Origin of the sequence: Lactobacillus melliventris (genome assembly GCF_013346935.1) — a bacterium.
GTDB lineage: Bacteria > Bacillota > Bacilli > Lactobacillales > Lactobacillaceae > Lactobacillus.
Genome location: NZ_JAAEEB010000013.1, coordinates 1 through 24,738, shown reverse-complemented (window position 1 = coordinate 24,738; position 24,738 = coordinate 1). Strand labels below are relative to the sequence as shown.

38 protein-coding genes are annotated in these 24,738 nt (G+C 34.6%); 6 read left to right on the top strand and 32 right to left on the bottom strand.

The window, feature by feature from the left end:
* Positions 1–16: 16 nt before the first annotated feature.
* The 30 genes from GYV61_RS09215 to GYV61_RS09075 form a co-directional block, all read right to left on the bottom strand.
* The gene (locus GYV61_RS09215) at positions 17–628 is read right to left on the bottom strand and encodes a phage major tail protein, TP901-1 family (RefSeq protein ID WP_174795575.1); all 612 of its coding nucleotides are present in this window, start codon (positions 626–628) and stop codon (positions 17–19) included.
* 13 nt (positions 629–641) lie between these two features.
* Positions 642–1,031 (bottom strand): hypothetical protein, encoded by a 390-nt coding sequence (locus GYV61_RS09210; RefSeq protein ID WP_174795574.1) that lies wholly within the window; start codon positions 1,029–1,031, stop codon positions 642–644.
* Positions 1,028–1,408 (bottom strand): HK97-gp10 family putative phage morphogenesis protein, encoded by a 381-nt coding sequence (locus GYV61_RS09205; RefSeq protein WP_174795573.1) that lies wholly within the window; start codon positions 1,406–1,408, stop codon positions 1,028–1,030. The genes GYV61_RS09210 and GYV61_RS09205 overlap by 4 nt, the downstream gene beginning before the upstream one ends.
* The gene (locus GYV61_RS09200; protein ID WP_174795572.1) at positions 1,401–1,706 is read right to left on the bottom strand and encodes a hypothetical protein; all 306 of its coding nucleotides are present in this window, start codon (positions 1,704–1,706) and stop codon (positions 1,401–1,403) included. The genes GYV61_RS09205 and GYV61_RS09200 overlap by 8 nt, the downstream gene beginning before the upstream one ends.
* Entirely contained in the window at positions 1,696–2,043 is a 348-nt protein-coding gene (locus GYV61_RS09195) for a phage head-tail connector protein (RefSeq protein WP_174795571.1), read from the bottom strand. Before GYV61_RS09195 ends, GYV61_RS09200 begins: the two co-directional genes overlap by 11 nt.
* Positions 2,044–2,052: 9 nt before the next feature.
* Positions 2,053–2,961 carry a hypothetical protein gene (locus tag GYV61_RS09190; RefSeq protein ID WP_174795570.1) on the bottom strand — a complete coding sequence of 303 codons (909 nt, stop codon included), beginning with the start codon at positions 2,959–2,961 and terminating at the stop codon, positions 2,053–2,055.
* Between the two features lie 15 nt (positions 2,962–2,976).
* Complete coding sequence (locus GYV61_RS09185) at positions 2,977–3,591, bottom strand: hypothetical protein (protein ID WP_174795569.1); 615 nt, start codon at positions 3,589–3,591, stop codon at positions 2,977–2,979.
* A 59-nt stretch (positions 3,592–3,650) separates the two neighbouring features.
* Positions 3,651–3,872, bottom strand: a complete 222-nt coding sequence (locus GYV61_RS09180) for a hypothetical protein (RefSeq protein WP_174795568.1) — start codon at positions 3,870–3,872, stop codon at positions 3,651–3,653.
* Positions 3,859–5,682 carry a structural protein gene (locus GYV61_RS09175; protein ID WP_174795567.1) on the bottom strand — a complete coding sequence of 608 codons (1,824 nt, stop codon included), beginning with the start codon at positions 5,680–5,682 and terminating at the stop codon, positions 3,859–3,861. The genes GYV61_RS09180 and GYV61_RS09175 overlap by 14 nt, the downstream gene beginning before the upstream one ends.
* Positions 5,672–7,084 carry a phage portal protein gene (locus tag GYV61_RS09170; RefSeq protein WP_174795566.1) on the bottom strand — a complete coding sequence of 471 codons (1,413 nt, stop codon included), beginning with the start codon at positions 7,082–7,084 and terminating at the stop codon, positions 5,672–5,674. Before GYV61_RS09170 ends, GYV61_RS09175 begins: the two co-directional genes overlap by 11 nt.
* A 12-nt stretch (positions 7,085–7,096) precedes the next feature.
* Positions 7,097–8,341, bottom strand: a complete 1,245-nt coding sequence (locus GYV61_RS09165; RefSeq protein WP_174795565.1) for a PBSX family phage terminase large subunit — start codon at positions 8,339–8,341, stop codon at positions 7,097–7,099.
* Positions 8,316–8,831: a terminase small subunit gene (locus GYV61_RS09160; protein ID WP_174795564.1), complete on the bottom strand. Its 516-nt coding sequence runs from the start codon at positions 8,829–8,831 to the stop codon at positions 8,316–8,318. The genes GYV61_RS09165 and GYV61_RS09160 overlap by 26 nt, the downstream gene beginning before the upstream one ends.
* 88 nt (positions 8,832–8,919) lie before the next feature.
* Positions 8,920–9,384, bottom strand: coding sequence for an HNH endonuclease (locus tag GYV61_RS09155; protein ID WP_174795563.1), 465 nt, complete (start codon positions 9,382–9,384; stop codon positions 8,920–8,922).
* 167 nt (positions 9,385–9,551) lie between these two features.
* On the bottom strand, positions 9,552–9,890 hold the full coding sequence (locus GYV61_RS09150; protein ID WP_174795562.1) for a hypothetical protein: 339 nt from the start codon (positions 9,888–9,890) through the stop codon (positions 9,552–9,554).
* 508 nt (positions 9,891–10,398) lie between these two features.
* Positions 10,399–10,905, bottom strand: coding sequence for an ArpU family phage packaging/lysis transcriptional regulator (locus GYV61_RS09145; protein ID WP_174795561.1), 507 nt, complete (start codon positions 10,903–10,905; stop codon positions 10,399–10,401).
* Positions 10,906–10,919: 14 nt separating this feature from the next.
* Complete coding sequence (locus GYV61_RS09140; protein ID WP_110445935.1) at positions 10,920–11,402, bottom strand: hypothetical protein; 483 nt, start codon at positions 11,400–11,402, stop codon at positions 10,920–10,922.
* Positions 11,386–11,724: a VRR-NUC domain-containing protein gene (locus tag GYV61_RS09135; RefSeq protein WP_110445934.1), complete on the bottom strand. Its 339-nt coding sequence runs from the start codon at positions 11,722–11,724 to the stop codon at positions 11,386–11,388. The genes GYV61_RS09140 and GYV61_RS09135 overlap by 17 nt, the downstream gene beginning before the upstream one ends.
* Positions 11,717–11,851, bottom strand: coding sequence for a hypothetical protein (locus tag GYV61_RS09820; protein ID WP_258328188.1), 135 nt, complete (start codon positions 11,849–11,851; stop codon positions 11,717–11,719). The genes GYV61_RS09135 and GYV61_RS09820 overlap by 8 nt, the downstream gene beginning before the upstream one ends.
* Before the next feature lie 11 nt (positions 11,852–11,862).
* Positions 11,863–12,090: a hypothetical protein gene (locus GYV61_RS09130; RefSeq protein ID WP_174795560.1), complete on the bottom strand. Its 228-nt coding sequence runs from the start codon at positions 12,088–12,090 to the stop codon at positions 11,863–11,865.
* A 9-nt stretch (positions 12,091–12,099) separates the two neighbouring features.
* Positions 12,100–12,324, bottom strand: coding sequence for a hypothetical protein (locus GYV61_RS09125; protein ID WP_110445932.1), 225 nt, complete (start codon positions 12,322–12,324; stop codon positions 12,100–12,102).
* The gene (locus GYV61_RS09120) at positions 12,311–12,643 is read right to left on the bottom strand and encodes a hypothetical protein (protein WP_110445931.1); all 333 of its coding nucleotides are present in this window, start codon (positions 12,641–12,643) and stop codon (positions 12,311–12,313) included. Before GYV61_RS09120 ends, GYV61_RS09125 begins: the two co-directional genes overlap by 14 nt.
* 253 nt (positions 12,644–12,896) lie before the next feature.
* Complete coding sequence (locus GYV61_RS09115; protein WP_174795559.1) at positions 12,897–14,195, bottom strand: VapE domain-containing protein; 1,299 nt, start codon at positions 14,193–14,195, stop codon at positions 12,897–12,899.
* Entirely contained in the window at positions 14,192–14,983 is a 792-nt protein-coding gene (locus GYV61_RS09110) for a bifunctional DNA primase/polymerase (protein WP_174795558.1), read from the bottom strand. The genes GYV61_RS09115 and GYV61_RS09110 overlap by 4 nt, the downstream gene beginning before the upstream one ends.
* 24 nt (positions 14,984–15,007) lie before the next feature.
* Positions 15,008–15,577, bottom strand: a complete 570-nt coding sequence (locus GYV61_RS09105; protein WP_174795557.1) for a single-stranded DNA-binding protein — start codon at positions 15,575–15,577, stop codon at positions 15,008–15,010.
* Entirely contained in the window at positions 15,577–16,308 is a 732-nt protein-coding gene (locus tag GYV61_RS09100; protein WP_045927876.1) for an AAA family ATPase, read from the bottom strand. The genes GYV61_RS09105 and GYV61_RS09100 overlap by 1 nt, the downstream gene beginning before the upstream one ends.
* A complete protein-coding gene (locus GYV61_RS09095; RefSeq protein ID WP_174795556.1) occupies positions 16,305–17,690 on the bottom strand; it encodes a DEAD/DEAH box helicase in 1,386 nt (461 codons plus the stop codon). The genes GYV61_RS09100 and GYV61_RS09095 overlap by 4 nt, the downstream gene beginning before the upstream one ends.
* A 2-nt stretch (positions 17,691–17,692) precedes the next feature.
* Positions 17,693–18,421, bottom strand: coding sequence for a helix-turn-helix domain-containing protein (locus tag GYV61_RS09090; protein WP_174795555.1), 729 nt, complete (start codon positions 18,419–18,421; stop codon positions 17,693–17,695).
* Positions 18,414–18,677 (bottom strand): hypothetical protein, encoded by a 264-nt coding sequence (locus GYV61_RS09085; RefSeq protein WP_110445926.1) that lies wholly within the window; start codon positions 18,675–18,677, stop codon positions 18,414–18,416. The genes GYV61_RS09090 and GYV61_RS09085 overlap by 8 nt, the downstream gene beginning before the upstream one ends.
* Positions 18,678–18,686: 9 nt before the next feature.
* Entirely contained in the window at positions 18,687–19,166 is a 480-nt protein-coding gene (locus GYV61_RS09080; RefSeq protein WP_174795554.1) for a siphovirus Gp157 family protein, read from the bottom strand.
* A 241-nt stretch (positions 19,167–19,407) separates the two neighbouring features.
* Positions 19,408–19,749, bottom strand: coding sequence for a DUF771 domain-containing protein (locus tag GYV61_RS09075; RefSeq protein WP_174795553.1), 342 nt, complete (start codon positions 19,747–19,749; stop codon positions 19,408–19,410).
* Positions 19,750–19,866: 117 nt separating this feature from the next.
* On the opposite strand from GYV61_RS09075, the gene GYV61_RS09070 reads away from it, so the two are divergent.
* Positions 19,867–20,319, top strand: coding sequence for a hypothetical protein (locus GYV61_RS09070; protein ID WP_174795552.1), 453 nt, complete (start codon positions 19,867–19,869; stop codon positions 20,317–20,319).
* Positions 20,320–20,440: 121 nt separating this feature from the next.
* On the opposite strand, the gene GYV61_RS09065 is transcribed toward GYV61_RS09070, so the two are convergent.
* Positions 20,441–20,710: a helix-turn-helix domain-containing protein gene (locus tag GYV61_RS09065; RefSeq protein ID WP_046324971.1), complete on the bottom strand. Its 270-nt coding sequence runs from the start codon at positions 20,708–20,710 to the stop codon at positions 20,441–20,443.
* A gap of 261 nt (positions 20,711–20,971) precedes the next feature.
* On the opposite strand from GYV61_RS09065, the gene GYV61_RS09060 reads away from it, so the two are divergent.
* Positions 20,972–21,361 (top strand): DUF2513 domain-containing protein, encoded by a 390-nt coding sequence (locus GYV61_RS09060; RefSeq protein ID WP_046324972.1) that lies wholly within the window; start codon positions 20,972–20,974, stop codon positions 21,359–21,361.
* Positions 21,362–21,532: 171 nt separating this feature from the next.
* Here the strand turns inward: GYV61_RS09060 and GYV61_RS09055 are convergent, their stop codons facing one another.
* Positions 21,533–21,748 (bottom strand): hypothetical protein, encoded by a 216-nt coding sequence (locus GYV61_RS09055; protein ID WP_046324973.1) that lies wholly within the window; start codon positions 21,746–21,748, stop codon positions 21,533–21,535.
* A 271-nt stretch (positions 21,749–22,019) separates the two neighbouring features.
* On the opposite strand from GYV61_RS09055, the gene GYV61_RS09050 reads away from it, so the two are divergent.
* The 4 genes from GYV61_RS09050 (at position 22,020) to GYV61_RS09035 (ending at position 24,601) form a co-directional block, all read left to right on the top strand.
* Positions 22,020–22,370, top strand: coding sequence for a helix-turn-helix domain-containing protein (locus GYV61_RS09050; RefSeq protein ID WP_110445921.1), 351 nt, complete (start codon positions 22,020–22,022; stop codon positions 22,368–22,370).
* The gene (locus GYV61_RS09045) at positions 22,370–22,777 is read left to right on the top strand and encodes a M48 family metalloprotease (RefSeq protein ID WP_174795551.1); all 408 of its coding nucleotides are present in this window, start codon (positions 22,370–22,372) and stop codon (positions 22,775–22,777) included. Before GYV61_RS09050 ends, GYV61_RS09045 begins: the two co-directional genes overlap by 1 nt.
* Positions 22,778–22,840: 63 nt before the next feature.
* Positions 22,841–23,353, top strand: a complete 513-nt coding sequence (locus GYV61_RS09040) for a DUF4352 domain-containing protein (RefSeq protein WP_174795550.1) — start codon at positions 22,841–22,843, stop codon at positions 23,351–23,353.
* A 126-nt stretch (positions 23,354–23,479) separates the two neighbouring features.
* Positions 23,480–24,601, top strand: a complete 1,122-nt coding sequence (locus GYV61_RS09035) for a tyrosine-type recombinase/integrase (protein WP_174795549.1) — start codon at positions 23,480–23,482, stop codon at positions 24,599–24,601.
* The last annotated feature ends 137 nt before the right edge of the window (positions 24,602–24,738 follow it).

Genomic DNA, 24,738 nt, shown 5'->3' with positions numbered 1-24,738 from the left:
TTCTCCCAGCTCAAAATTATTCTTTATTATTTCCTGGCAATTGATTTGACTGATTTGCTGAAACATCATCAGAACCTGCACCAGTATCAGTATCTTGCCACTCAGTTCCGCCACCGTTCTTGTTTGAATCATCAATTGTCTCAAGACCACGGAACACGTAATCAACCTCTGCTTGTGCTTTTTCCGGTAGGGTTAACCAGCCAAATTTAGGTGTACCATCAATCGTAAAGGTAACATCACGAGTAGAGTTGTCATCTGGATCGTTGTCATTGCTGTCTTCAGTAACAGTGCCACGCATATAAATAGCGTAATACTTACCTTCATCATTTCTACGCTTACGATAGACAATCCATGTTTCTACCTTCTTATTTTTAAAAAGAGAAGTATAGAGGTCATCTGAAATTTTCGAAATATTATTAACAAATTCAACCTCAAGATTTGTTTCAAGTGAACTTGTAGTTGCAACATTACCTGACTTTGTAGCAGTGCTATCCGAATCACGTTGAGGATCAAAAGATAAGGAGGTTTGATAGGGAATCAATCTCCCTTCCTCTTTGCCTGCATTTTCTAGTAAACGTGCAAAAAGCAAAGTGTCAATTCCTTGCAATACCTGAATTTCATCTGTCATTTTAGTTTCCTTTCTATTTTTTAAACCAATCAAAAACAAGTGTTGCTATACCATGAATTAGTTTTGTATTGGCCACACTTGTATCATTAATTATCTGACTTATATTTTTGTTATATCTTGTTTGAAATCTGTAATTAGCAGACTCGATTTCTTTGGTGAGAAGTAACTTCCCCATCGCATTGGTTACTTCGCTTCTCATTTCTTCACTTCCCCAAATATGAACAGTAATTGCCGTTCTGCCCACCACATCTGTTTTTAGATTGACCTGTGAGTCCTCCATATTGTCCAAAACAATGAAGGGATAAGGGACCTGCTTGGTTGGCAGCGAATCATAAGTATCATAGCCAATAGCTTTTTTTGCAAATTCAAACAAGCTGTTAAATAATTCTAAGTTTGCTGTCATTCTTCAATCAACTTCTTAACGTCTCCTTCAAAAAGAGGTGCCTCAATACGAAAAGCCGGGCCTAAAGTTGGCCTAGCAGCCATAAATCTAGTGCCGTATTCAAGATATGGAAAGTATTTTGTTCCTGGTTGAACTTTGGCGGTTAAACCATTGTCTTCAATTTGAACGACCGAACTTCTTCTTGTTGCTCCGGTTGGTTTAACAAATTTATTACCCTCAAAGTGACCACGATATTGACTTAACATATTTCGTTGTGTCTTGTCTGACAATCCTGCACCATGCTTTTTTACCAAGTCCGAAACTTTTTGCATATCTGTCTTCTTGCTTTTTAAGCCCTTGGTAACTGCTTCAAGGCCCTCTATTTTAACTTTAACCATTATCCTGTCCCACAATCATCGCATATCCCTTTAAAGCCGTGATACTGCTATTAAAACGATACTTGATCGAGCTATCTTTTATTTGCAAGTAATCCCAATTTGAAGGCTGTTGCATTAAACGAATTGTTTTAACCCCTTGTTCTATTTTGCCTAACAATTCAACTTGTGAAGCGGTACCTAGGTCGGTTACATTGGCCCATTCTTGCCAGCTAATCAATTTGTAGACATGTTTGCTTGTCTTAGGATTATAATCAATATCAACTTTACGGTAAAAAGTAATTTTTGTATCAAACCTCATAAGGATTAATCCAACTTCCTTGGTTCACACCAGTGCGATCCGTTCGCCACTGTTCAATTTCATCTTTCCATTCATCAAAATCATTCGCATGAAAGGTAATTGATTCTCCATCCTGACTGTAGCTTAACATTCCCTCGTTTTTTAAACGATTAAACTTCTTGACTGCGGCTCCCCGTACTATTGCTTCCATTGAATTCGGTAATTTGTCATCGTCACTAAGAGACAACCTTAATTTGAGAAAATCTTGTGCATCAATTAGATACAGTTTTAGGAGTTCATCCCAGTTATCGTCTTTCAACTGTAAGGCTATTTTTAGTTTGACAAGTTGTTCAGTCATTTTTATGTACTAAGCCTTTTTACTTGCATCGGTACCAGTTGGTACTTTAGGAGCAGTAATTGTAGCCGTAACAATTCCATCAGTACGTTCTGGTAGCATTAACCATCCACCAGTTGCAACTGACTGGTACGTCAAGGATTCATCAACTTGGCTGTGTTTCATCCCAATCAGACCACTCTGATCAACTTGCATTCCAAACGTTCTGCCAGCATCGCCACGCATATCAACATAATAGAAATTAATATTGTTGTTTACAGTCATAACAACTTTACCAGCAGGAATTGCAGTGGTTAAGAACACCACATCAACATTTAAAAAGTTCTGTAGGTACTTCATTCCAAAAGTATTTTGTGTTGTGATCTGTGTGCCCCCAAGATATGCGTAAACATCGTCAGGGTTAGCAAAGGCAATTACTGTACCTACATTGTCAACATCTTCAAATAGTCCTGTTAGTTTTCCTAAGCCAGTAGAGATTGCCATTTGTAAGCCTTCACCTTTAGTATTGGTAGTCGATTTGCTATTTAAAGTGTCGAAAAAGTCCTTCTTGGCATTTTTCTGCGCAATGCTCAAAACCTTTGAATCAGTATAAGTGACTGCTTGAGAAAAACCATCCCGTTGGATTGCCTCAAAAGAAGTTACTTTACGAATTTTATCAGTTAGTAGCAATTCGTATGTCTTATCAACTGCACGCGTTACTTTAGTTAACGGAATCGTTTCACCCTCGTCAACTGTCCTGTTAGCTGCTTCTGTTACGTCCGTTTTATAGGTCTTAATAACGGATCCGTTGGCCATCGGGTGCAGTCGCACACGACCCATTGCAGTCAGCAATGTATTAACGTTGTCCGAAAATTGCTCCACAAAGTCAATTGATTGAGCAACTAAATCTGCACTTGTAATCACATTATTGTCTTTTGTCATTATTTTATTCCTCCATTAAAATTCATCTAAGTGTTCTTTGATTAATTGAACCCGCTTTGCCGGATCGTCTATTTTTCTCAGTTCTGACCTGTCAAAAGGTTTATTATCATTGCCATTTACTCTTGGCGTTTCAGATTTTAAAAATTCCTTTTTAATCTGTTTTACAATAGCGTCATAAAATGAACTTAAGGCTTTCATATTTGTGGACACCTGTTTTTCATTAATCCCAGCAGGCACAACAAGATTTAATATATCTTTAGGGACAACTACACCTGCTTCATTAAATTGTTGCGAAACGGTATCCATTTGGTCTCTGCGAATTAATTGAGCTTTAAGCTGTTCATTTTCACTTATTGCTTTATCTAAGTCTGAATTATTATTCTTTTTGTCCTTACTTTCTTCATCCTTACGCAGTGACCTCAACTTCTCGGTCAAAGTTTCAATCTGTTTTTGTGAATCCTCAAGCTGTTGCTTATACTGATTTTTTTGATTGAACTCACGATCAATTCGCTTACGCATTTTTTCGATTTGTTCAGTTACTGTTGCTTCGCTTTTAGTTTTACTAATATTATCTTTTTTGACATCTAAACTATTTTCTTGGTCAGTAACTTGTTTATTTTCCTCTTCCATTTTTCTCCCTTCAAATTTTAGGCAAAATAAAAAACGACTATTTTTTAGCCGTTTTTGGTTTAATAAATAATGTTTTTTGGATTATATTTTTTGTAAACTAGATCATTTGGTGACAAATCATCAATTGAAACATTCTTTTTTATGCAGTAATCAATTAATTCAACATCATGTGGACCATAAACTGGCCAAGGTTTGTGAAATTTATCAACATACTGCGAGAGTGCCGAAATGACGGCTGAATCCCAGTCATGATAAAGTTTCATGATTTCACTTTTTTCCATGTTTTAAGATCTCCTTTAGTGTTTCATGATACTTATCAACCGTATTTCTAAAATACTTTTTTATGATTTTTTCAGACGCGGGGTTATTAATCGTAGCAGCGGTCAATTCAGCCCAAGCTTCAGTTGCTCGTCCACTCTTACCAGCCCGGCGCCAATAAGATCTACTGTGACCAATTCCTAAAGGGTATTCAAAACCTAAACCACTCATAATATCTGATAAGTCTCCCTTATCCTGTGAAGAAATTTGTTCAGTATCATGAGCTATTTCTTGAACCAGTTGCACAGCAGCATCTTTTCTTATCTGCTTGAGAGATGAAGCATATGGTGTGCCATCTTTTTTTACCTTTAACCAATAACCTGGATGGTCAGCAACTTCGCCTTTATTTCCTTCTATTCTACTAAATTTTAAGTCTTTTACCAGTTTTTGGTACCTTTTATCAATTAATTTATCCCAATCTTTATCAATGCTATCGATTATCCAACCGCTTGCTTCTTTTACAAATCCGTTTATAGGAGTATTAGGAATAACATCTCCCGCCAAATAATCAATCATGTGGCCAAATTCGTGGAAAAACACATCGTATTTCTTCTGATAGTATTTCATATCATTAGGAAGATTCATACTTTTTTGATAAATAGTGACGCCTTGACCAGGTCGATAAAAACTAGTACCACCACCTTTAGGGTAAGCATCAAGTTTAAGCTGGTCATGATACATCTGCCATACTTGCTTAATGTCATCTGGTGCTTGACTTAAAATCTTAGCCAAAGCAGTAGCATCTTCTGTACCCAACTTTTCACTCAAATTGTCATTTAAATACCTGCTTACCAGCTGTTCATCACTTAAATCGTCATCAAGTGCCTTCTCTTCATCAATCCAATAGGCACCAATGCTGCACATGCAGTTGGGATGAACTGGAATATCGGGAACATCTCTTAGACGATATACTCCTGACCCCCAATCGTTATCTGTTTCTGTAATCTCACGACAAACCCTGCAGGCTCGTCCTTCCGCATACCACATAACAAACTTGTAGCCATATTTATTGAACATCGACTTAGCAGCTTGAACTTGCACCCTAGCTGTCTCTGTCCGTGCTAAACGTTCAGCAGCATACCTGCTATTTACAAATGAATCAGAAACCATTCCCGTTAGCCACTTGACCATCTCCCTTGGATTGTCACCGCGTATTATTGCCGTTGATACCAAGCCGTCAAGCATACCCTTTAAAGCATCTACGTTGGCCCAGATTCGTGATGAAAACTCCGCATTAGCCACTTGTCGATAAATTTGTTCCTGAACTTCTTGCGAGCTCCAAAGGTTGTTATCTGTACTAATCTTAAGAATTCCAGCTTGGCGTTCCTTTTCCTTAACGTAGTCATTCCACAGCTTCTTGGTCAGAGAACTTTCTTGATCAATTCCTAAGTCTACTAGATGCGCACCAATCTTCGACTTCAAAATCTCGTTGCGATTAATCCGCATGGTTGCGTTATAGACTTTGAGCCGATCGTTGACGTCCTTGCTAAAGTTCTTCCTGGTTACATGGTTTCCCTTTGCCATTGCTACTTGGGCCTTAGCGACCACTTGCTGGGCCAAGGTTTCATATTCCTCAATTGCCTTAGCAGTGATTACTTTACCGCCTGAATAAGCTAAATCAGCCTTGATTTCCTTATTAAGTTCATCAATCGCGTTCTGATACAATTCGGCCAAGTGCTTGTTATAGGCTTCTAAATTCTTCTCTTGTTGGGCCTGCCACCTCCTTTCTGCTTCTGCTCGGTCAGCCCAATACTCGCTTTGTTTATTGACCATCTTCATCACCAGCGTCTTCTGGCTGCTTCATAAAGTCTGGCAGGGAACCCGCTGCTTCTTGGGCATTCTTAATATATTCGGCCTTTTCCTTCTTAATTTCTTCAATTTCATCATCTGGATCATCAACGATGCCGGGCAGTAATTTCATCTGGGTCCGTTGTGATACCAATCCATCTGCATCCTTGGCTGCAGATATCATTGCAGCAACATCGGATGGAACGTTCTTAGTGAAGTGGATTTGCAAATCCTTCCATGCATCCCTGTCTGTTTCAGGTAAAACTTGGCCCACCGAAAAAACAATTCTGAACAATTTTCTTAAACATTGCACAAACTTACGCTCTTTTGAATTTGCTTTATCTTGCATTGCTAATAGCTTAAATTGTAAAGCTACACCCGAAGAATTGCCGGCAAAATTCTCATCATTTAAATTAGGAATCATTGAAACTTCATAAATCGCATCACTTACTCGTTGAATAAAGTTTTCTTGCATTTCATCATCGGCAGGCTTTGACAGAAATTCTACTTTAGGATTTGATCCTGGTGTGACATTTGGTAAATAAAGGAAACGATTGTTAGCAATATCAATCTTTGGTTTACCTGTTTTATCGGTCTTTAAATTGATTCCCATCATTACTAAATAAGCCATGTCAAAATATGCCAATTGATTAGCTTTTTGACTGAAGCCGTCATCTAAGGCACAGATTAAAGACTTGACCTGTTCAAATACTCCCTGGCGTTCTTCGTTTTCATAAAATTCAACTGCTGGTACCATCTTGTATGGATTGGGCGTAACTTCTGGACTAATTTGATTCCTATCAAATCGGTAAACCTGATCAGCATAGTAAATTGCTCCTCTAGCCTGCCATTCTGACTCATTCTTAAAATACTCATATCTGACAAAGGCAAGCGGCTCTCTTTCAACGGTGTCATCATATATAATAAATGCTTTAGTAGGACTAACATAGTTAAACCGCGTCTCTGAATCTTCATTTTGATATACGAAACCAATGGACTTACCGTAAATATCAGTTTGTTTAGATAACTCATTCAACTTATCAATGAAAGAAACACTATTCAGCCAATCCTGCAGTTTATCATTGTTTTCCCCCTTATCCAACTGAATGGATGGTGGAATTCCAATAAAGTAACCGTTGAACGTGTCAACGATTGTTTTTGCTTTGTTAACTACTAGCCGATTATCTGGACCAAATTGCTTTTTAGATTGCTTTAAGATTGGATGTTCACCTAGATACATCTTCATGTTCTCTCTTAATCTCGGCTGCATGTTATTAGAGTTCCAGTCGATAAACCCAAACAGTTCGTCATTGGTTAATTGTTCATTTTTGGGAAATAAAAACTGACCATTTCTAGTTACTAATGCTCGTCCGATTATATTCTCCATAGCATCACCTCCTTAAAGGTAAATATTGCCAATAATCTGGTTTTCAACTTGCTTATGCTGGTTATAAATTGCGTAACGCATCGCATCCATGACGTCATCATTCTTTTTGAGTGGGACACCTTTATCAGAATCCCAAACATACTGGTAGATTTCATCCAAAAACTGATCAATTCCTTGCTGATTAACAAAAAAATGACCAGTAGTCATCAGTTTAGAAACCGATTCAATACCAGTCATTACTGTTTTATCAGCATTAGTAGCTTGAACATTAGCCTGTTGGAACATTGATACATATTCTGGGCGAGCAGAATCACACCAGAAAGTGACATTTCTGCCGTATTGGTTCTGAATATCGTGAGCTACATCAATCCAGTAATCAATATACTTGTGAACTGCCGTATACTCTTTAATTAAATATGTATTGCCTTTATTATCATCGCCAAATACGACAATCACGCCATTGTGTCCCTCAGCAAAACCCCAGTCCACACCACAGTAGTAAGTGAGGTTAGAGGGAATTTGTTCAGCTTCAACCACCATTGTTTTTGCATCAAAATCACTGTACACAACTCCTTGCCCAGTCACCCATAGCCCTAAAACAGAACGATCATAGAACATTCCTTTAGGAGTCGTTGCTTTTTTATTTTCAATATAGCGTTTACTTAGAAAAGTATTATCGTCCAAGACAAAGTGGTTACTAATGATGAATGGCGACGCATTATCAATATAATTCTTTTTAAGCCAGTGTGTTGGTATATCAGGGTTTGTGTCACAGATAACGCGACCTTCACCCTCAGAACAACGATCAAGGATTTCACTGAACACACTTTCGTTAGCTAGGGATGCCTCATTAATGTAAGCACCGTATGCACTAGAGCCACGAACACCACTAATACCTCGAACAGAGCCCGTGTAAGCCAAGACAATCGTTACACCGAACAAGTGTAAGTTACCAATTGAATCCTGTTCTGGAGCCAATCCAAACTCATTAAATAGTGGATTTAAAACATTATTAAAAATATTCTTCTTGGAAGTTCCGGCTAGGATATAAAGTGGATCTTTAATTCGATTACGTTTGGCCAACTCTCGTACTTTTAATAGACTCAAAATAAAGCAATAATTATTAGCCACGGTTTTACCAGAACGAACTGCCCCATAGTTAATCATTAAATTCCAATAATGATTGTTGACAAACTGACTTAGAACCATCTGTTGCTTGAGTGTGAAATGCTTAGCCAGTATTTTCTCTAATCGCATCTTGCAGTTCTCCCATCATCTTAGCTACTTTGTCTTCCTGCGTAGAATTATTTCCTTGCATAGCCTTCACACGTGCTTCGGTTAAATCTGCCTCTGCATTAATCTTACGTAGTTGCATTTTATACAATGGATCAACTGGATACCGTTTAAGCAGTTCCTTTGCAGCCGTTATCCTGTCTTTAGCCGACACTTCAACATTTTTATAAAGACCTTTTGCGGTCACAACGGTCTCTGTTTGTTCACCCCGCATAACTGACGTGAGATACTCCAAAATCTCTTGAGCAGTTGCTAATTTAGCCGATTCAATCTGTTTTAACCGTTTTTCAATATAAGCTTTCACGTTAGCATTTGTTAGCAGCCGACTAGCATTAGCTCTAGCAGTTTCATTACTTCTAACTTTATAACCAGCATTAACATATGCTTCTGTCGCATTGCCGCTTTTTATATAATTATCAGCAAACTTACGCTGCTTGCCTCTTAATTCACTCACATCATTTCACCACCTCCTGATTTTTTAAGTATTAAAAAAGACGGTGTATCCGTCCTTTTATAATCATATATTTTTATTAATTGGTCTTTTATTTTCCATCATAAAATTTAAGATTTTTATAGATTGTATCTCCAAGAAATTCTCTGGGGTCTTCATCACTTTTTTCAGAATTACATTTTTTACAAATAAGTTTTACATTTGTCCATCTATGTTCTCCGCCTTGATCAAGTGGTATGACATGATCAACTTGTGGAGCTCTATCATTATTTTTGTCATAATCTTCTCGTTGAGGGTCAAGTACAACTTCACCACAAACATAGCAATACCTTTTATTACAATCCCAGCTTCCTATTTTTGGCTTATTATATTTATCTCCTTTATATAATCTTATTAGGGAAATATCATCATGTTGATTTTTCCATCCTTTTTTTCCTAAATATCTCTTTTTGACTGACCTATTATAATTTCTCATACTTTTGCGACATTCAGGACTGCAATATTTTTTACCGGCAGACGGGCGGCCACAATTTTGACATTTATCATATATTTGCATAAATATCTCCTATTCTTTTAAACATGCATAAAATTTATTAACATTTTAACGCACAATATAACACTGCCTTAGTTTCAAAGCATTTTCAATAGAAAGCACTGAAAATAAGTGCTTATGTATTGCCAGAAACAAAGTATTAAGATGTATATTATAATAATAACTAACTTTTATTTTCTTCTTTGATATATTTCCTCCGGACAAATCCAAGTTCCATAGCCGTCTTTTTGTAAGTGTATCCTTTTTTTGTCAGCATCCCAACATCTAATACAGTAAGGAATCGTTTCATCTTTATAATAATATCCTTCGTCTGTTATTCTTAAGTTTTTAGCAAAATCATCATTGTCTTTTTGCTTATTAAGCTTATCTTTAAGATCTGCGTTTTCCTGTACTAATTTTAAAGTTTTAACGGATAATTCGCTAATAGCCGTTGTTAGTTTAAAATCCTTAGCCTTTTCTGCAAGACTAATAATATTTTCAAACATTTTTATAAAATCTGAATAATTCATAAATTTGTCTCCCCCTTAAAATTTTAATAACTTTACGAGTATATTATACTCACAAATTACTTTAAGGGCATAAAAAATGGACTCCTGATAGGTCTAATCCTTGCATTAATAATATTGACCACCATATCAATTAGTCCAAATTTGACACGCTCTCTTAATATTAAATATTAAACTCTAAAACATAATTATGGATATTCCTATGTAAACACATATTAAGGTTATAGCGTGTCTAGAGGGACGTCAGGAGTTGCACCTGGAACTTGTGTTTCTTGTGTTGTACGATCGCCACATGCAGTTACTTACTGCCACGCCCCTATATTGCAATAAGTGTAAGACTCATCGTGCCATATAATGCACATGCCGTCTTATCTTGCATTCCCCGTTGATACCAGAGCGCGTTGGGAAAGTTGCTTATTGCTATAGCAACAATAGGATTCGAACCTATCGCTACTTTTGTATATACACATTCAAGAATTATCTTTTATTCTTGATGCTACCAATATAACACCTATTCAATCCGACCTTTCTCCGATTCTGACCCGATATTGACCCGATTTTTAAATACCTTAAGTTCTGGAATTTCAACATTATAAATTGTTTTCCAAGTATCAATTGTGTCTGCAAACTGACACAAAGCATAACGCTTTAAATCACTATATCTAGAATCACTGTACTGCACTTTAGCTGCTATCTGCCAATCAGTAAGTTCATCTATATATAATGATTTTAGGATTGTCCTAAATGGTTGCTTTGAACTATCAGCGCATTGTTCAATAGCTTGATAGACTGCTTGGCATTTATCTTGTGCTTCAAAAATAGTCGCCATTTTATTCTCAGCTGAGTTGCCACCATGACTCATAATACCAGTAGGATCGAGCTGTGGACTGCTAAGATCAGTACGATGATAACCAGCTCTTATTAGGTAGTGTTCGAAATTATATTTAAAAAAGTCACGTACCTTCTGAGCGGTTTTTTTCTGATCAATATCAATAGGTAAATCGATGTTTTCTTCCACAGCTCTTTTCCTTTCTATTCCTTGGTATATAATTTGTTTTTACAAAAATACTTATCTCCGGATTTTAATTTTTTAAAGCGGACAATTTTACGAAATCTTCTTAAATAATAGCCTTTTTTATCTAGGTAAAGCCTTGCACTTGATATAAATTGCAAAGGCTGATGTGTAATCACACGATATTTGCTAAAGTTTTTACTATATATTTTTTGTCCAGTTTTTCGATTTATAGCTACATATTTAAAATATGGTTTAACTTCTAATCCTAAACGATTAACAGCTGATCTGATTTTATTTTGGCTAAAATTTAACTCAGTTGCTATTTCACTAATTGAATAACCGTCATTAATTAAGGTAGTGATTTTAGCATCAATAATTTCTTCTTCATTGTTGTATAGTGATTTTTGAATAGACTTTAAGGTTAAATTATTATCTGGTACTAATGATAATGTTCCATATTCATTTTCTAAGTTATGAATTAAATTATACGGGATAGCCATACCCCACCAAGCCTCCTTCCACAATTTTCAAAGCATCCGCTGTGCTGCGAGCTACACCATGAATAGTATTTGTTTCCATTAAATGTTGATGAAATATAATTTGTTTTGGACTTAATCGTCCTGTTTTTGTTTTTACTTCTACGAAAAATATTTTGTTATCACTCCAGCGATAGCCAACTAAATCTGGAAATCCAACTGGCAATCCTGTATCGAACATACGACCATCCTGCGTAAAAATTTTACCAACATTCGCTCTAAACACAGTGCATCGATTTAGCGATAATTTGCGCATAATTTGTTTTTGAATTTCATGCTCAGACATTATTGGCTAATCTTTCATTCGGCCACTTTTGAAAAAATTCGTTGTATTTTAATTTGTACTCTGGTGGCACATGCCCAACATAGATTATCTTGCCATCTTTATTTTTCCGATATACTGTTCTTGCCATAGTAATGCTCCCTAATTTTTTATATTAAATATTGGCCAATTAATAGCAGTTATTGCCCCACTAATTAGGAAAATCAGATAAATACCAAACACAAACTTGTTCCAATTCCATAAAAAGAACCATGCTTCAATGACAAACGCTCCTATTGTTCCAATAATTGCTAAGATTACAATCAATGCAAAGCCACCTACAAAAATCTCTGTAGCTATATCAGCTATTTTGTTCCAAATACTTTTCATTTTATTCTCCTAACTAAAATTGATATCGTGTAAATTTAAATTTTGCAATTTTTCTAAAGCATCAAAGAATACATCTTTGTTGATGTAGTAAATTCTATTTTTGATTTTGATTGTGTAAACTACAATTCTTTTATTTTTAATATCAATATTTAAACCATTGATATCTCTTGCTTGCTTTTCATATGTTCTGATAACACCATCACTAGCGCTACCCTTAAATTTAATAGTCTGCATCTTTATCACTCCAATACTCATCATCTTCGGTTATTTTCAAATATCTTTTATCTATAGCAAAATCCAATTGGGAAAAAATACCTTTCGCATGATCTACATTTATACCTATTTTTTTATTATTTGAATCAATCCAATAGCCGTAAATTTTCATTTTGCAATTTAATTTCTCTGCAGCCATCACAATTTGATCTACATTTTCAGCTAGACCTAAATAATAGCAATTTATGTTTTCCACTTTAAATTTTATTCTTTGATACTTAGATCCTTTACTTCCCATCACAATAGGATTTTTAGCTAAATATCCTTCAATAATTTCCATAATGTTTTCCTCAAGGGTTACACTCCGGTTACAGTTACTGTAACCTATTCTTTTCTTACTCATTCAAGGGTTTGGCTTATCAAAATTTACTGGTTACAGTAAATTTCATAAAAACTTTTTTAAAGCTAATAGAGGTAAGTTTTATATAAATAAAAAGTTTTATTAATATCTACTGTTTTACTGTAACCAATACCCCTATTGCTTACTCACACAAGCGATTTCGCGGTTACAGTTACTGTAACTTTACTGTAACTTACTGTAACCTTTGAAATCCCCTAACAGCTTTTTTATTAATCTTAACTACAGCACTTGTATTAAATCCTAAATGCTCCATGTAATAACGAATATCACGTGTTTGCTTATTATTCCGTGATAGTGCGTTAGGATCTTGAAACAAAGCAACTGATAATTCTCGGTTTGGGATAAAATCTCTATTCTTAAACTTGTTTTCTAAAACATCCATTAAATTATCTTCAAGACCTGATGTATAGCGGAATTCTTCTCTATTTTGCTTTAACAAAGCTTCTTGTTTTGGCGTAAATCTAAATGGGTCTTTAGCATTCTTATATAACCAAACTACTTCGCCCCACAGCTGCTGCACCACATCCTCGGTTAAATCGGTCACAGGATTTTTTGTTTGATTTTCAGGGTGAGCATAAATCGACAAGAATCTTCTGTCACCTGAACGGTCACGCAAGTGCCTAACCTCGTTGGTTGTTCGTGCGATAACAAATTTTTTCTTAAAATGTAACGGCTTGTGACCATACGGCTTGCGATATTCGAAATCTTGCATTGTAATAAATTTCTTGATTTCTTCAAAACTGGCCTCATTGCTGGCAGTCATTTCATCATCACTAACTACCAGAGCGTTTTTCATCACTTCGAAATCGTCTTTTTTAGTGAAAGTATTAAACTGATCTGTATATAATCCCATTGGCGCAATGTTTTTCAGGATTGAAGTTTTACCGACTCCTTGGCCACCCACTAAGTCTAAAACATAATCGAATTTAGTTTCAGGATTATAAGCTTTGGCCACTGCTCCCATTAACCACGTTCGGGTAATTAATGTTGTGGTCGCATTCTTCTTAGCTCCAAGATATTCAGGGAAAAAATTATCAATCCTGCGTTTCTTATCCCAATGTTTATATGCATTATCCATATAGTCAATCACTGGGTTATAAGAATTCATGTAAGCCACGTTATCAATTGCCTGCTCAATAATTACATTTTTAAAAGTAGCGTGCTCATAATCGGATCGAGCTTCGATATATAGTTCCACTGAGTTAGTAACCTGGTCTGTATATTGCCCCTTACTGATTATGACAGTGCCAATATTTTTAATTTCTAACTTGCGATTATCAACTACATCAATTTCTTGGGTAAATTCATTTAATCGAAATAAATTCTTTAGGTTGGGATCATGCAATAAAATCAGCACTACGTTTTTAACGCTGGTGGTTTTAATGGCACCATTGTTTTGACGTTCAAGTTCAATGGTGGTTTTACGTAACTTATCAGCGTTTTTCTCATTGATTTTAATAACGTCACTCATTCAATCCCCCTTCTTTTAATCTCTTTTACAATTACTGAATTTACTGTTCGCTCCACTTCACTCAGCGGAAGACTGTCTGTTGTATTGGTATTTGCAATTAATGCTAATTTAGCTGCTGCATCTGGATCAACACCGCGATATAGTAAGCCACCGACAAAACTGGTAAGAGTATCATTGCGCCTGCCTGTATCGCCTAGACCATTTACAATTAATTCAAAGAGTTTTGAAGTCTGCGTTTTGCTGGCAATTTTATAATCTAAAATTGTCTTTTTCTCAGGCTTAGCTTTACTTTGAATTAATTCCAACAAACCAGCGGGAGCTGGTTTGATGGGCTTGTGATTAAGCCACCGATAGGACTTACCATCTATTGTGCTAGGAGCGACTACCACATAATTATTTTCGTGTGCTTTTAAGTCTACACCTGGCAATAATCCAATGCATTGCGTCACATTCTCTTTTGCAGGTTTTTGAAAAAAGAAATGGTAACCATCATGAGCTGTTTTTTCTCTTAATGTGTCTTTAAACCATTCAGGATGATTAAGATTAAGGATGGATTGTAAACCATCAACATCACCATGACGGTCAACATCAATCACGAAAAACTTGTCAGTTTTAAGAGCGATGTTAGCCAATGGATAGCGTTGCCAAACCTTTTTAATTTCTTCACTAGTAAGTGGCGGTTTATCGGCAAATTTAATCAGTGGTCGTTTATTTGATCCAATCGGAATTACAGAAAATCCATGTGCTGCATAGTTAATTGCATAATTGACTAGATTTTCTAGTTGCATAATTTAACCTATTAATTTTTATTTTTAGAATGGTAAGTCGTCATCGTTAATATCAACAGTATCGCCTGTTCCATTAAATGGATCTTTGGCATTGGCTACTTGCGGTTGTTCCTGCTTTTCAAACGTATAATTTCTAAAAGGATATTGCGGATTCTTTTTATTAGGCGTAGTTTTAATAGTTACTTTTAAGACCTTGCCACATGCTGGCTGCAATGCTTTAGCAATAGCTTCATAAGCTTCCGTTTCGTTTTCAAAAGCAAAACACTTATCTGGTACTGGGTTATCAAGAGTTTCTCCAATAATTTGAATTTCAGAAATACTACGTGCAATCACTGAGTTTGGCATTGGATCACCGTTAGCTTTTGTTTGTGCCAATGATGGGAAGATCGATTCTTGTCTGCCTTCATATTCGCCTTGAACCACGCTAAAAGTTAACATCAAGAAATCCCGATCGCCTTTGGCGTTATGAGTCGCGTTGTCAAAACTCATTAAATAAGTATCATCTGGAATCGGCTCATATGGGTTGTATTCCTTACCTTCTTTGGGATTAAAACCTTTTTGTTTTAATTCGTTCATTGCATCCAAAAGACTCATTATTTACTCTCCTTTTTAAAAATTCCGTTGCATGTTTCCAATAATTTTAAAATACGATGGTCCGTAATATTTTTCGGATTGTATTGTGTTCTTAAGCTTTTTACTTCTCTAAAGTAGGAAGCATTAACGCCATCACCAACTTTTTTAGTTCTAATTTCCACATCGCAATTACCGTTCACCACATTAAAATATTTAGTCTTTAGTGAAGGGTGGTAAGTTGTCGCACCTGTATTTTCATCTGTGATTGAAATTTCCCGACTGATGTAGATAATATTCATCGGCAAAGCTTTCAAATCCATTACTAGCTGTTGCAATGCCGTGTTAAATAATGCATAACCTTTACCGTATGGAATATCACCTAATGACTTAACATTGTTATCCCAGCAGATTGCTTGCTCGAGCATAACGATAATGTCGTCAATCACGTCTACAACAATTGTTTTGAATTGTTCTTCGGGTTTACGTTGCTCGTTTTCAGTCTGTAGAGCTAAGATAATATCGTCTAATTGTTGGGTAACTAATTGCGTTGGCTTGCCATTTTTGTCTCTTAAATTCCTAATTTGAAACGCTGGTGCGGTTCCCTGATCGCTGTTGCCGTCGGTATTAAGCACAATTGGATTTGGAAAGAAACTTGCAAAGTAACTCTTGCCACTCATTGGGGCTCCCCAGATGAAAAAGTTGTGTGGCTGTGCCTTTGGTTCTAATTTTTTTGGTTTTGGTAAAACTATCATTTCTTAATCATTCCTCTCATTTTAAGTTGGTAATATATCCATCCTGGCTTATATCCATGTAATTTTGCATAAGCATTAAATTCGGCTGGAGATTTTAATTCACTAACTTTCAAGTTTGCGACTTTTTTAAGCAAGTCACTTTTTACTATTTCTGCTATTAATTTTTTGCGATTTTTCGCTTCAACTAAATCAACATCTTTAACCTGTTTTGCCACGTGAACTTTGATTGGCTTTCCGCAGAGTGGACACTTGCCATTTTTAACTTCACTGGTTTTCACAACCGCAAAGCAGTAATCACAAGTAATTATTGCCATTCCTGGATTGGTATTTATTTTGGAAACAGATTTCGTACCACTGACCACTGCCTGCTTCCAGTCACGATCATCATCCGGATAGCCAAACTTTTGCACATTATTAGCGTGATCAATAATTATTGCTGTCTTACCTATTCTTGGATTTAAGCAGCGCATTGAAAACTGTAAATACAATGCTAGTGATGTGGTAGGTCGGGCCATAATCACACAGTCAACGTTGGGTAAATCAACGCCTTCTGTGAATAAATTGACGTTAACTAATATCTTTAGTTTCTGATTTTTAAAATCAGTAACAATTGCATCCCTTTCGACCGTTGGTGTTTTACCGTCAACTTCTTTAGCTGAAATTCCTGCTTCATTAAATTCCTGGGCTACTCTTTTAGCTGACTCAATAGAATAGGTGTAAACCACCGCTTGCATCCCTTTGGTAATCCGCTGATATTGCTTAACCACATGGCCAAAGATTTTAGTGTTCATTGCCTCATCCATTGATTTATTAGTGTAGTCACCTGTTGAACTGCGTTTTAGTAATTTACTATTGAAATCATTAGGTGGTTGGAAATATCTGAATGGTGCTAGAAAACCTTCATTGGTTAATTCTTTAATTGATTTGCCAATGATGATGTCATCTGCTATCTGATCAAGCTGTTTCTGACCTGTTCTCCTTGGTGTAGCTGTGAAGAATAATACATAAGCATTTTTAAATTTATTTAGTATTTTCTGATAGCTTTTTGCCAGAGCATGATGTCCTTCATCAATCAATATCAGCTGTGGTTCAGGTAATTTATCAACACGTCTGCAAAGCGTTTGTACCAATCCCATTATTGCTAGGTTAGGCTTAACACCTTGTGCTTTAAAAGTGGCTTTAGCTTGATCCAATACTTCCTTACGATGGATGATAAACATCACGCGATTATTTTTAGCAGTTGTTTTTCTAGCAATTTCTGCCATTACCACTGTCTTTCCTGTTCTTGGTGGTGACTGCACAATAATGTGATGGTGACCTTTCTGCATTGATTTAGTAATCCGCTGAATTAAATCGTTTTGATATGATCTTAATTCGTACATGTTTATAAATTGTTGTAGGTTTGCAGTAAGTTATTAGTAATATCTTTAGACTTAGTGAGCAATTCAATGAACTGTCCCTTATATTTTCTTAATTCATTAATATTTTCTGGATTATCAATCAACTTAATTGCTTGGTCATAAATTTCTTGAAATTTTTCTTTAGAGTCATAGCCTAATAATTTGCTAATTTGACTAGTAATAGCGATAGCTAAAAATGGCCTATATGAATCATCCAGTTCATTGTTTCGATACTTTAAAGCTACATTTGGAAAACTAATTAGCATCAACAACTCAACTAGCTTTTCAAGATATTCTGTATCAATTTCACCTTTAAGATACGATACCGATACTTGAAAGTATTTAGCTAATTGCTGCCACACTTTTTCAGTTGGACTATTTATTGAATTCTCCCATCTTGAATATGTCGGGATTGTTATGGGTTTCATTTTTTTACTAATTAGCAATTCATTAAACGCTTGTACAAATTGACTTTGCGACACTCCCTTTTTATCTCTTAGTTCTTTTAATTTATTTGGCTGATATTTATCAAAACCTTGTAAATATGGAATTGGAACTTTGAAGAAGTCTGCCAGCTTTTGCCAAATTTTTAGTTTCGGTTCACGATCCCCACTTTCATACAAACTTATAGATTGCTGAGTAGTGTCTAAGGCGGTGGCAAGCTCTTCTTGGCTAATGTTTCTACATTCCCGCAATTCTTTAATTCTATTCATGTTTAATCTCCTGACTTTGTGCTTCGTCATAAACCATCTTTTTCGCTTCCTCAAACATGGATCTAATGACAGATTGAAATTGCTCACTAGGTGATCCTTCATGTGTGCAAATTGGACTAGGATAATTTATGTCAAGGTAATTAATCGCGCCCTTATAGGTGTCTTGCTTTAAAGCCTCGTTTTTTAAACGGATAGTCCATAATTCAATTGCTTTAAAAGTTTCTTCCTGCCAGTCTAAAAATTCTTTATTTAACATAAAAGCCTCCTAGCTAATTGTTGTTTTTCTATTGGGTTCTAAATGTGCACCAGGTATGTTTTGACCATCTTTCATATCTTGATAAAGTTTACGTTTATCTATTGATGAAACTTCTTTGGTCACAATATAAACTTTAGGTATTTTACGTTCATCTGAAATGATGGTCTTTTGCTTATAATTGCGTGGCTTGAGGATGTAATGTTCAGTATGCAGCTCTTTAATACCCGCATTGTCGATTATTTCTGTCATGTAATTTTGCAAATTATTTTTCTGATTTTCGTAATGATGTTTCTGCTCTGTAAGCTGCTTAATTTTGTTTGTCAAAAAATCGATGTTTGCGGTGTTTCGTTCAATTAAGCCAGCTAATCCGTCCAGTTTGTCATCTCTGGTTAGTTTTAGAGAATCGAGCGTATCTTTTAATGTTTCTGGATCAATGTCATCTTTATCAGCAACTTCTTTAATTGCATTGTTTATTTGAAAAAGTTTCATTTGTGCTATAATCTCCTTAGTATTCTTTATACTTTATTATTTAAAGAAGTCCGATTACCGTCGGGCTTTTTTGTGTACTAAATTGTGCCTGGCAGAAAGGGCGGCAAACTTAGGACGTAAATCGCTAATGCTAGACCAGCAATTGCTAGAAGCAATGATGCGATTAGTAACCCTTTGCTTTTCGGATAAGTGCCGAAACCTGCGTATAAAATGTGCTGCCATTTAATCAATATCCTTTCTACTATTGGGGTAACTTTGCGTTCCAATCTATCTCGCCTCGATGTTTTTCCATCCACTCGGCAGCTGGCTTTTCAAAAATGATAGTCTTGCTACCCTCTTCCGTTCTTCGTGGGTTAACTACCCAGCCGCCGTTTTTAACGTTAACTTCTGGAAACTCGTCAAAAATAAATAATCTAATCCAGTTAGGAGCTTTCTTACCGCAGTATTTTTCGGAAAACTCTTTCATTTTAATTGTTTTTCCGACTAGAGATTCTGCAGGTACATAGCCTCTTTTCTGCATAATTTGGTCAATCGCATCAATCAGAGTATCTATCGGGATTGTCAATTCTATTGATTTAGTCATTTTTTATTTACTCACTTTCTAAATTTAATTCTTTTCAACGTATTAATTTGCTTACGTCTTTTTTGATATAATTGAATTTAATAGATTTTAAAATAAATCTCTAAGGAAGGTTTTTTTATGGACTGGCAATTATTGGCACAATATCTTAGCTATCTTGTTGCTATTGTTTCAGCATTTTTTAGTTATCTAAGCAACAAAAATGCAAATCGAACTACTAAAGAAATAGAAATACTAAAAGAAGATTTCGCTAGAGAAAATGAAAAACGTAAGAATAAACAGCAATTTAAAAATAAAAACCAAACATTAATACTTGATTTTCTCTCTTCGATTAATTCATACACAGCGTCACACAGTTTAGAAAATAAAAGAATTGCATTAAGTTCATGTGCCAAAGTCATGCCTTACTTAAATGACGACCAGGTATTGATTGTAAATGAAGTTATGGAGTCAATTCAGCAGGCTTCTACTTCTGGCTGGAATGATGCAACCACTGAACATGCTGACAAAGTCGTTTTCTCTGCTAACCAAAAATTCCTGAAAACATTAAATACAATGTTTCAAGAAGATTAATTAATGTAATACCATCTAATCATGAATAAGATACATACTTTCTTTTATTCTTTGAATGATATAAAAGATAAAATTCCAGCATCCATATAGAAGTAATCATTGATAAAATTCTTGACATTTTTTACCTCATACATACTCTGTGTTCGTTCATTAATTGATTTAATTCTTTTTTTGAATAACGCTTAACTCCTTCTATTAAGCTGTATGGGATTTTTCCTGCTTTTTCCCATCTGTAAAATGTAGCTTTGGAAACATTAAGATATTTCCTAGCATTAGTTTGATTCATCCAAACCGTGTCTTGTTTTTCAGTTAGCCCGTATTTTTTAAAAATTGATTCAACCGCATCAAGCAGCTGATCATCGGGAATATTAATTGGAACTTTTACTTCCATCTTTATTCACCTCCTTTCCAAATTTAACTAAGTTAACTTCTAACACATCAACTATTTTGCAAGCATTTTAAATAATATTTGAATGTTATTTTTATATTTTGGAATGTGTCGAACGGCAATCTGCCTGGTTTTGAAATTCTATAAATACTCTTTTATACTTCCAAAATCTTCTCAATCATGTTTCACATTTTGTATCTCCTGTACTTGTATGCCACTATATATAGCTTTATAATTAAGACATCTAGTTAAAAAGGTGGTTATATGAAACTTAATCAAGACTGTGTTCGTTCCGTAATGCTATTTATTGAGGACAAATATGAATTTGGGACTTTTTTATATTTAGATAATTTTTTAAATGCTAAGGAACTTAGGGATTATAAGCCTGAAGAAATTAAATACGTTTTAGCAAAATTATCTGAAACAAACTATTTGCATGACAGAATTAAATGGATTAACAACGATATTGCATATTATTCTACAGGTGCACTTACATGGGATGGTCATAAGTTTTTAGATACAATACGCGATAAGAAAGTTTGGTCTAAGACCAAAAAAATCACTAATAAATTTGCTTCTGTATCAATTTCTATGGTTGAAAGCATAGCTTCTCAAGTTATTACCAACCTAATAACTGAGCAGATGAGATCATAAATGATTGTCCATTAAACTAAATATGAATTTGCTTATCACTAGACTTATCAAGTAACATTGATGAGTCTTTTTGATAAAAGAATTTTTCATTGCTAAATATTAGATGCTTATAATTTTAATTGTTAGCTTTTTAAGTCTTTTAAAGTTGCCTATTTTCACTTTGCTTTCAATCTATTCAGTAATTCCCAAAACCTTATAAACTTTCTTCCTAACAGAAATATCACGTGGTGTAGTCCCACCGTGAATTGCATAGCTAAGAGTAGGTCGATTAACATTTAATAGCTCTGCCAAACTTGAAACTGTGTAGCCTTGTCGTATCATTTCAATTTTGATAGCACTAAAAATCTTTGACTTAGCTTCTGCTAAAGCCTGTTCTGCTGGCAACATAGTTCACTCCCTTCTTTCTAAAACAAAAGTGTAAATAATTTTGTCAATAAATCACTAAATTTTGTTGACATATATTAGCGTAAACGCTAATATAAAAGTGTAATAAATAAACGATTGAAAGGTATCCCCATACTGTTCAACACTTTTTTATTTATTCAAATTTATAAGTAATTTAATTGACAAATATATTATTACGCGTTTTCGCTAATTAGTCAATAAAAAATTAGCGTTTTAAATAATATTTTTCTGTCAAGGATTGGAGAACCTTGATATGACAACGTTCGAAAGAATAAAAGAATTAGCTAAAAAAAGGAAATTGACATTATCGAAAGTTAATGATTTAGCTGGTATTGGGACAAACTCTATTTACAGATGGAAAACACAATCACCAACCGTTAATAACTTAAAGAAAGTAGCAAAGGTTTTACATACATCAACCGACTACCTTTTAGGTAATACCGATGATCCCTCACCTACTGTAAATAAAGAAAGCCATCCTTATGTTGACATCACGGATGACGAAACTATTTATTCATATCGTGGTAAACCTGTGCCTAAGGAGTATCTTGATGTTATTCGTAACTTAATGGACAGTGATATTAGAAAGGGCAAAGGTGAGTGATGGAAGATTTAATAAAATACCTTTTAAAATACGCTTTTGACCATGGTATTAGCTGCGCTTTAATTCGAAGAGAGCAAACTTATCAATCAGTAGCTTTACCTGATAAGAAATTGATAGTTATAAATCAAAACTGTAAAAATAAATTTGAATTGCCTTTTATTATTGGTCATGAAATTGGTCATATTATCAATGGTGATGTTAATGGTGCATTTTACTGCGGAAAACCCATTAATTCAGAAGAACGACTAGCTGATTTATATTCTCTTAATTTAATTTACGAATATGCTTCAAATCAATTTGATACTTTTGAAGAACCGATACAATTTATTCAACGGTATGGAATACCTGAAAGAATGTTCAAAGATACAGTTGAATTGTTTGAACAAAAAAATGATCTTATTTTTTAAGTTATGCAATGTCCATAAAGCCAGCGACGAAAAACCTAAGGTAAATGTTTTTAGGAGGAAATGATGAATAAGAAATTACTAGTAATGACTACTACAATTTTAGCAGCAGTATCATTAACGGCTTGCAGTAGTTCTAATAACGACACTCAAGGCGGAACAAAAGTAACTAAATCTTCAAAGAAAAAGGCACAGCCTAAAATTAAGTTCTACAAAAAAGGTGATACTGTAAAAGTTGGTAAGGTAGAATATACACTCAAATCAGCAGTTAAAACTAGCGAACGCAATGAATTTGAGAATAGCAAGCCTAAAAATGTAATTAAAATAGTCTATCATGTGAAGAATGACAGCAAAAAAGATTTACCTATTGGTAGTGATGTGGATGCATACGGTCCTGATAATTCGAAACTTAAAGATTATCCAGTAAACGATACTACACTTGATTCAATTGCTCCAGGCAAAGAAGCAGACGTTATAACTGGTTTTGGAACAAAAAAGCTTGGTTCTTTTGAGCTGCATTTTAAACCGTTAACTGATTTTGATTCTAAATCAGCTAAATTTAAAGTTAATATAAAATAATTTTTTATTGCAATATAAAAAAGCTTTTAAGAACCCGTCTGGAAAACTAATTCTTAAAAGCTTAATATCACAACAGAGCAATGCCCTTTTGTATACTTAATTATAACATATTAGAAAGGATAAAAAATGCCGAAAAGAGATCCGCATATTAAAGAATATAAAAATAAGCGTGGTGAACGTTTGTTTAAGTTCCATTTATACTTAGGCTTAGATGACAATGGTAAACGGGTTAATATTACTCGACAAGGATTTCCAAATTATAACGAAGCTAAAACAACTTATGATCAATTAAGAGCTAACGGAACTCAAGGTTACCAAAAGCCTAAACAAATAAAAACAGATGAAATGTATTCTTTATGGTTTGAAAACTACAAAGGCCAGGTTAAAGAGTCAACAGCAAATAAAAATTATCAAATTTATAAAAATCATATCAAGCCTATTTTTGGTGAACAATATATGGATACTATTCAGGCAAAGGCTGTTCAAAAGTTTGCTGATCAAAAAGCAAAACAGATTGTTAAATATAAAGATGTGGTTAGACAATTAAATACTTTATTTGAACATGCTATTAGATTAGGATATATAAAAGATAATCCCGTTAGTAAAATTATTATGCCTAAAAACACTTCGCGACCTCGTAGAGATGTAGAACATAATGTTTATACTAGAAAAGAATTGGAAGATTTTTTATCTACTGCAAAGAAATATAATTTAAAAGTTTATACCTATTTTAAATTATTATCTTCTACAGGATTAAGAAAATCAGAAGCTCTAGCATTAACTTGGAAAGATATTGATCTCAAAAATAATCTTTTATATGTTAACCACACTCTTGCTCTCGGATTAGGAAATAAAGTGATAGTTCAGTCCCCTAAAAGTAAAATGTCAAAACGTAGTATTCCTATTTCTTTAGCACTAAAAAATGATCTTTTAAATTATAAAAAATCACAAAAAATATTATCAAAAATTATTTTTTCTACTGCTAAGGGAACTTATTTGACTTTAAGTAAACCTGATAGTTGGCTAACTTCTGTTTACCATGCTAACCCAAGTTTGAAAAAAATAACTATTCATGGCTTTAGACATACTTTTGCTACTTTATTGATTAGTGAAACTAATGTTAAACCAAAGACAGTACAAATGTTAATGGGACATGAAAATATACAAATGACACTAGATATTTATACGCATTTAACGCAGAAAAATAAAAATGATGCTATTAATTCAATTATGGCATTAAACTTATGAGTAAAAAATCGCACGGCATTCGCACGGCATAGAACTATAAAAAGAAAAAATTCAAGAGACGAAAATGTTGTTATATCAGTAATTCTAGACAATCATAAACCAAATGAAACCTTATTGTTAATCCCTGTACTCTCCTT

Coding starts and splice junctions, on each gene's coding strand:
- GYV61_RS09200 (WP_174795572.1), bottom strand. CDS start 1,706: ATGAGGTTTGATACAAAAATTACTTTTTACCGTAAAGTTGATATTGAT.
- GYV61_RS09140 (WP_110445935.1), bottom strand. CDS start 11,402: ATGGCTATCCCGTATAATTTAATTCATAACTTAGAAAATGAATATGGA.
- GYV61_RS09105 (WP_174795557.1), bottom strand. CDS start 15,577: ATGAGTCTTTTGGATGCAATGAACGAATTAAAACAAAAAGGTTTTAAT.
- GYV61_RS09130 (WP_174795560.1), bottom strand. CDS start 12,090: ATGAAAAGTATTTGGAACAAAATAGCTGATATAGCTACAGAGATTTTT.
- GYV61_RS09180 (WP_174795568.1), bottom strand. CDS start 3,872: ATGGAAAAAAGTGAAATCATGAAACTTTATCATGACTGGGATTCAGCC.
- GYV61_RS09125 (WP_110445932.1), bottom strand. CDS start 12,324: ATGCAGACTATTAAATTTAAGGGTAGCGCTAGTGATGGTGTTATCAGA.
- GYV61_RS09210 (WP_174795574.1), bottom strand. CDS start 1,031: ATGACAGCAAACTTAGAATTATTTAACAGCTTGTTTGAATTTGCAAAA.
- GYV61_RS09175 (WP_174795567.1), bottom strand. CDS start 5,682: ATGGTCAATAAACAAAGCGAGTATTGGGCTGACCGAGCAGAAGCAGAA.
- GYV61_RS09100 (WP_045927876.1), bottom strand. CDS start 16,308: ATGATAGTTTTACCAAAACCAAAAAAATTAGAACCAAAGGCACAGCCA.
- GYV61_RS09820 (WP_258328188.1), bottom strand. CDS start 11,851: ATGGCAAGAACAGTATATCGGAAAAATAAAGATGGCAAGATAATCTAT.
- GYV61_RS09055 (WP_046324973.1), bottom strand. CDS start 21,748: ATGTTGCCAGCAGAACAGGCTTTAGCAGAAGCTAAGTCAAAGATTTTT.
- GYV61_RS09185 (WP_174795569.1), bottom strand. CDS start 3,591: ATGGAAGAGGAAAATAAACAAGTTACTGACCAAGAAAATAGTTTAGAT.
- GYV61_RS09170 (WP_174795566.1), bottom strand. CDS start 7,084: ATGGAGAATATAATCGGACGAGCATTAGTAACTAGAAATGGTCAGTTT.
- GYV61_RS09205 (WP_174795573.1), bottom strand. CDS start 1,408: ATGGTTAAAGTTAAAATAGAGGGCCTTGAAGCAGTTACCAAGGGCTTA.
- GYV61_RS09050 (WP_110445921.1), top strand. CDS start 22,020: ATGACAACGTTCGAAAGAATAAAAGAATTAGCTAAAAAAAGGAAATTG.
- GYV61_RS09150 (WP_174795562.1), bottom strand. CDS start 9,890: ATGAATTATTCAGATTTTATAAAAATGTTTGAAAATATTATTAGTCTT.
- GYV61_RS09090 (WP_174795555.1), bottom strand. CDS start 18,421: ATGAATAGAATTAAAGAATTGCGGGAATGTAGAAACATTAGCCAAGAA.
- GYV61_RS09070 (WP_174795552.1), top strand. CDS start 19,867: ATGGACTGGCAATTATTGGCACAATATCTTAGCTATCTTGTTGCTATT.
- GYV61_RS09065 (WP_046324971.1), bottom strand. CDS start 20,710: ATGGAAGTAAAAGTTCCAATTAATATTCCCGATGATCAGCTGCTTGAT.
- GYV61_RS09035 (WP_174795549.1), top strand. CDS start 23,480: ATGCCGAAAAGAGATCCGCATATTAAAGAATATAAAAATAAGCGTGGT.
- GYV61_RS09040 (WP_174795550.1), top strand. CDS start 22,841: ATGAATAAGAAATTACTAGTAATGACTACTACAATTTTAGCAGCAGTA.
- GYV61_RS09115 (WP_174795559.1), bottom strand. CDS start 14,195: ATGAGTGACGTTATTAAAATCAATGAGAAAAACGCTGATAAGTTACGT.
- GYV61_RS09135 (WP_110445934.1), bottom strand. CDS start 11,724: ATGTCTGAGCATGAAATTCAAAAACAAATTATGCGCAAATTATCGCTA.
- GYV61_RS09155 (WP_174795563.1), bottom strand. CDS start 9,384: ATGCAAATATATGATAAATGTCAAAATTGTGGCCGCCCGTCTGCCGGT.
- GYV61_RS09215 (WP_174795575.1), bottom strand. CDS start 628: ATGACAGATGAAATTCAGGTATTGCAAGGAATTGACACTTTGCTTTTT.
- GYV61_RS09080 (WP_174795554.1), bottom strand. CDS start 19,166: ATGAAACTTTTTCAAATAAACAATGCAATTAAAGAAGTTGCTGATAAA.
- GYV61_RS09190 (WP_174795570.1), bottom strand. CDS start 2,961: ATGACAAAAGACAATAATGTGATTACAAGTGCAGATTTAGTTGCTCAA.
- GYV61_RS09110 (WP_174795558.1), bottom strand. CDS start 14,983: ATGCAACTAGAAAATCTAGTCAATTATGCAATTAACTATGCAGCACAT.
- GYV61_RS09120 (WP_110445931.1), bottom strand. CDS start 12,643: ATGGAAATTATTGAAGGATATTTAGCTAAAAATCCTATTGTGATGGGA.
- GYV61_RS09085 (WP_110445926.1), bottom strand. CDS start 18,677: ATGTTAAATAAAGAATTTTTAGACTGGCAGGAAGAAACTTTTAAAGCA.
- GYV61_RS09060 (WP_046324972.1), top strand. CDS start 20,972: ATGAAACTTAATCAAGACTGTGTTCGTTCCGTAATGCTATTTATTGAG.
- GYV61_RS09195 (WP_174795571.1), bottom strand. CDS start 2,043: ATGACTGAACAACTTGTCAAACTAAAAATAGCCTTACAGTTGAAAGAC.
- GYV61_RS09095 (WP_174795556.1), bottom strand. CDS start 17,690: ATGTACGAATTAAGATCATATCAAAACGATTTAATTCAGCGGATTACT.
- GYV61_RS09075 (WP_174795553.1), bottom strand. CDS start 19,749: ATGACTAAATCAATAGAATTGACAATCCCGATAGATACTCTGATTGAT.
- GYV61_RS09165 (WP_174795565.1), bottom strand. CDS start 8,341: ATGCGATTAGAGAAAATACTGGCTAAGCATTTCACACTCAAGCAACAG.
- GYV61_RS09045 (WP_174795551.1), top strand. CDS start 22,370: ATGGAAGATTTAATAAAATACCTTTTAAAATACGCTTTTGACCATGGT.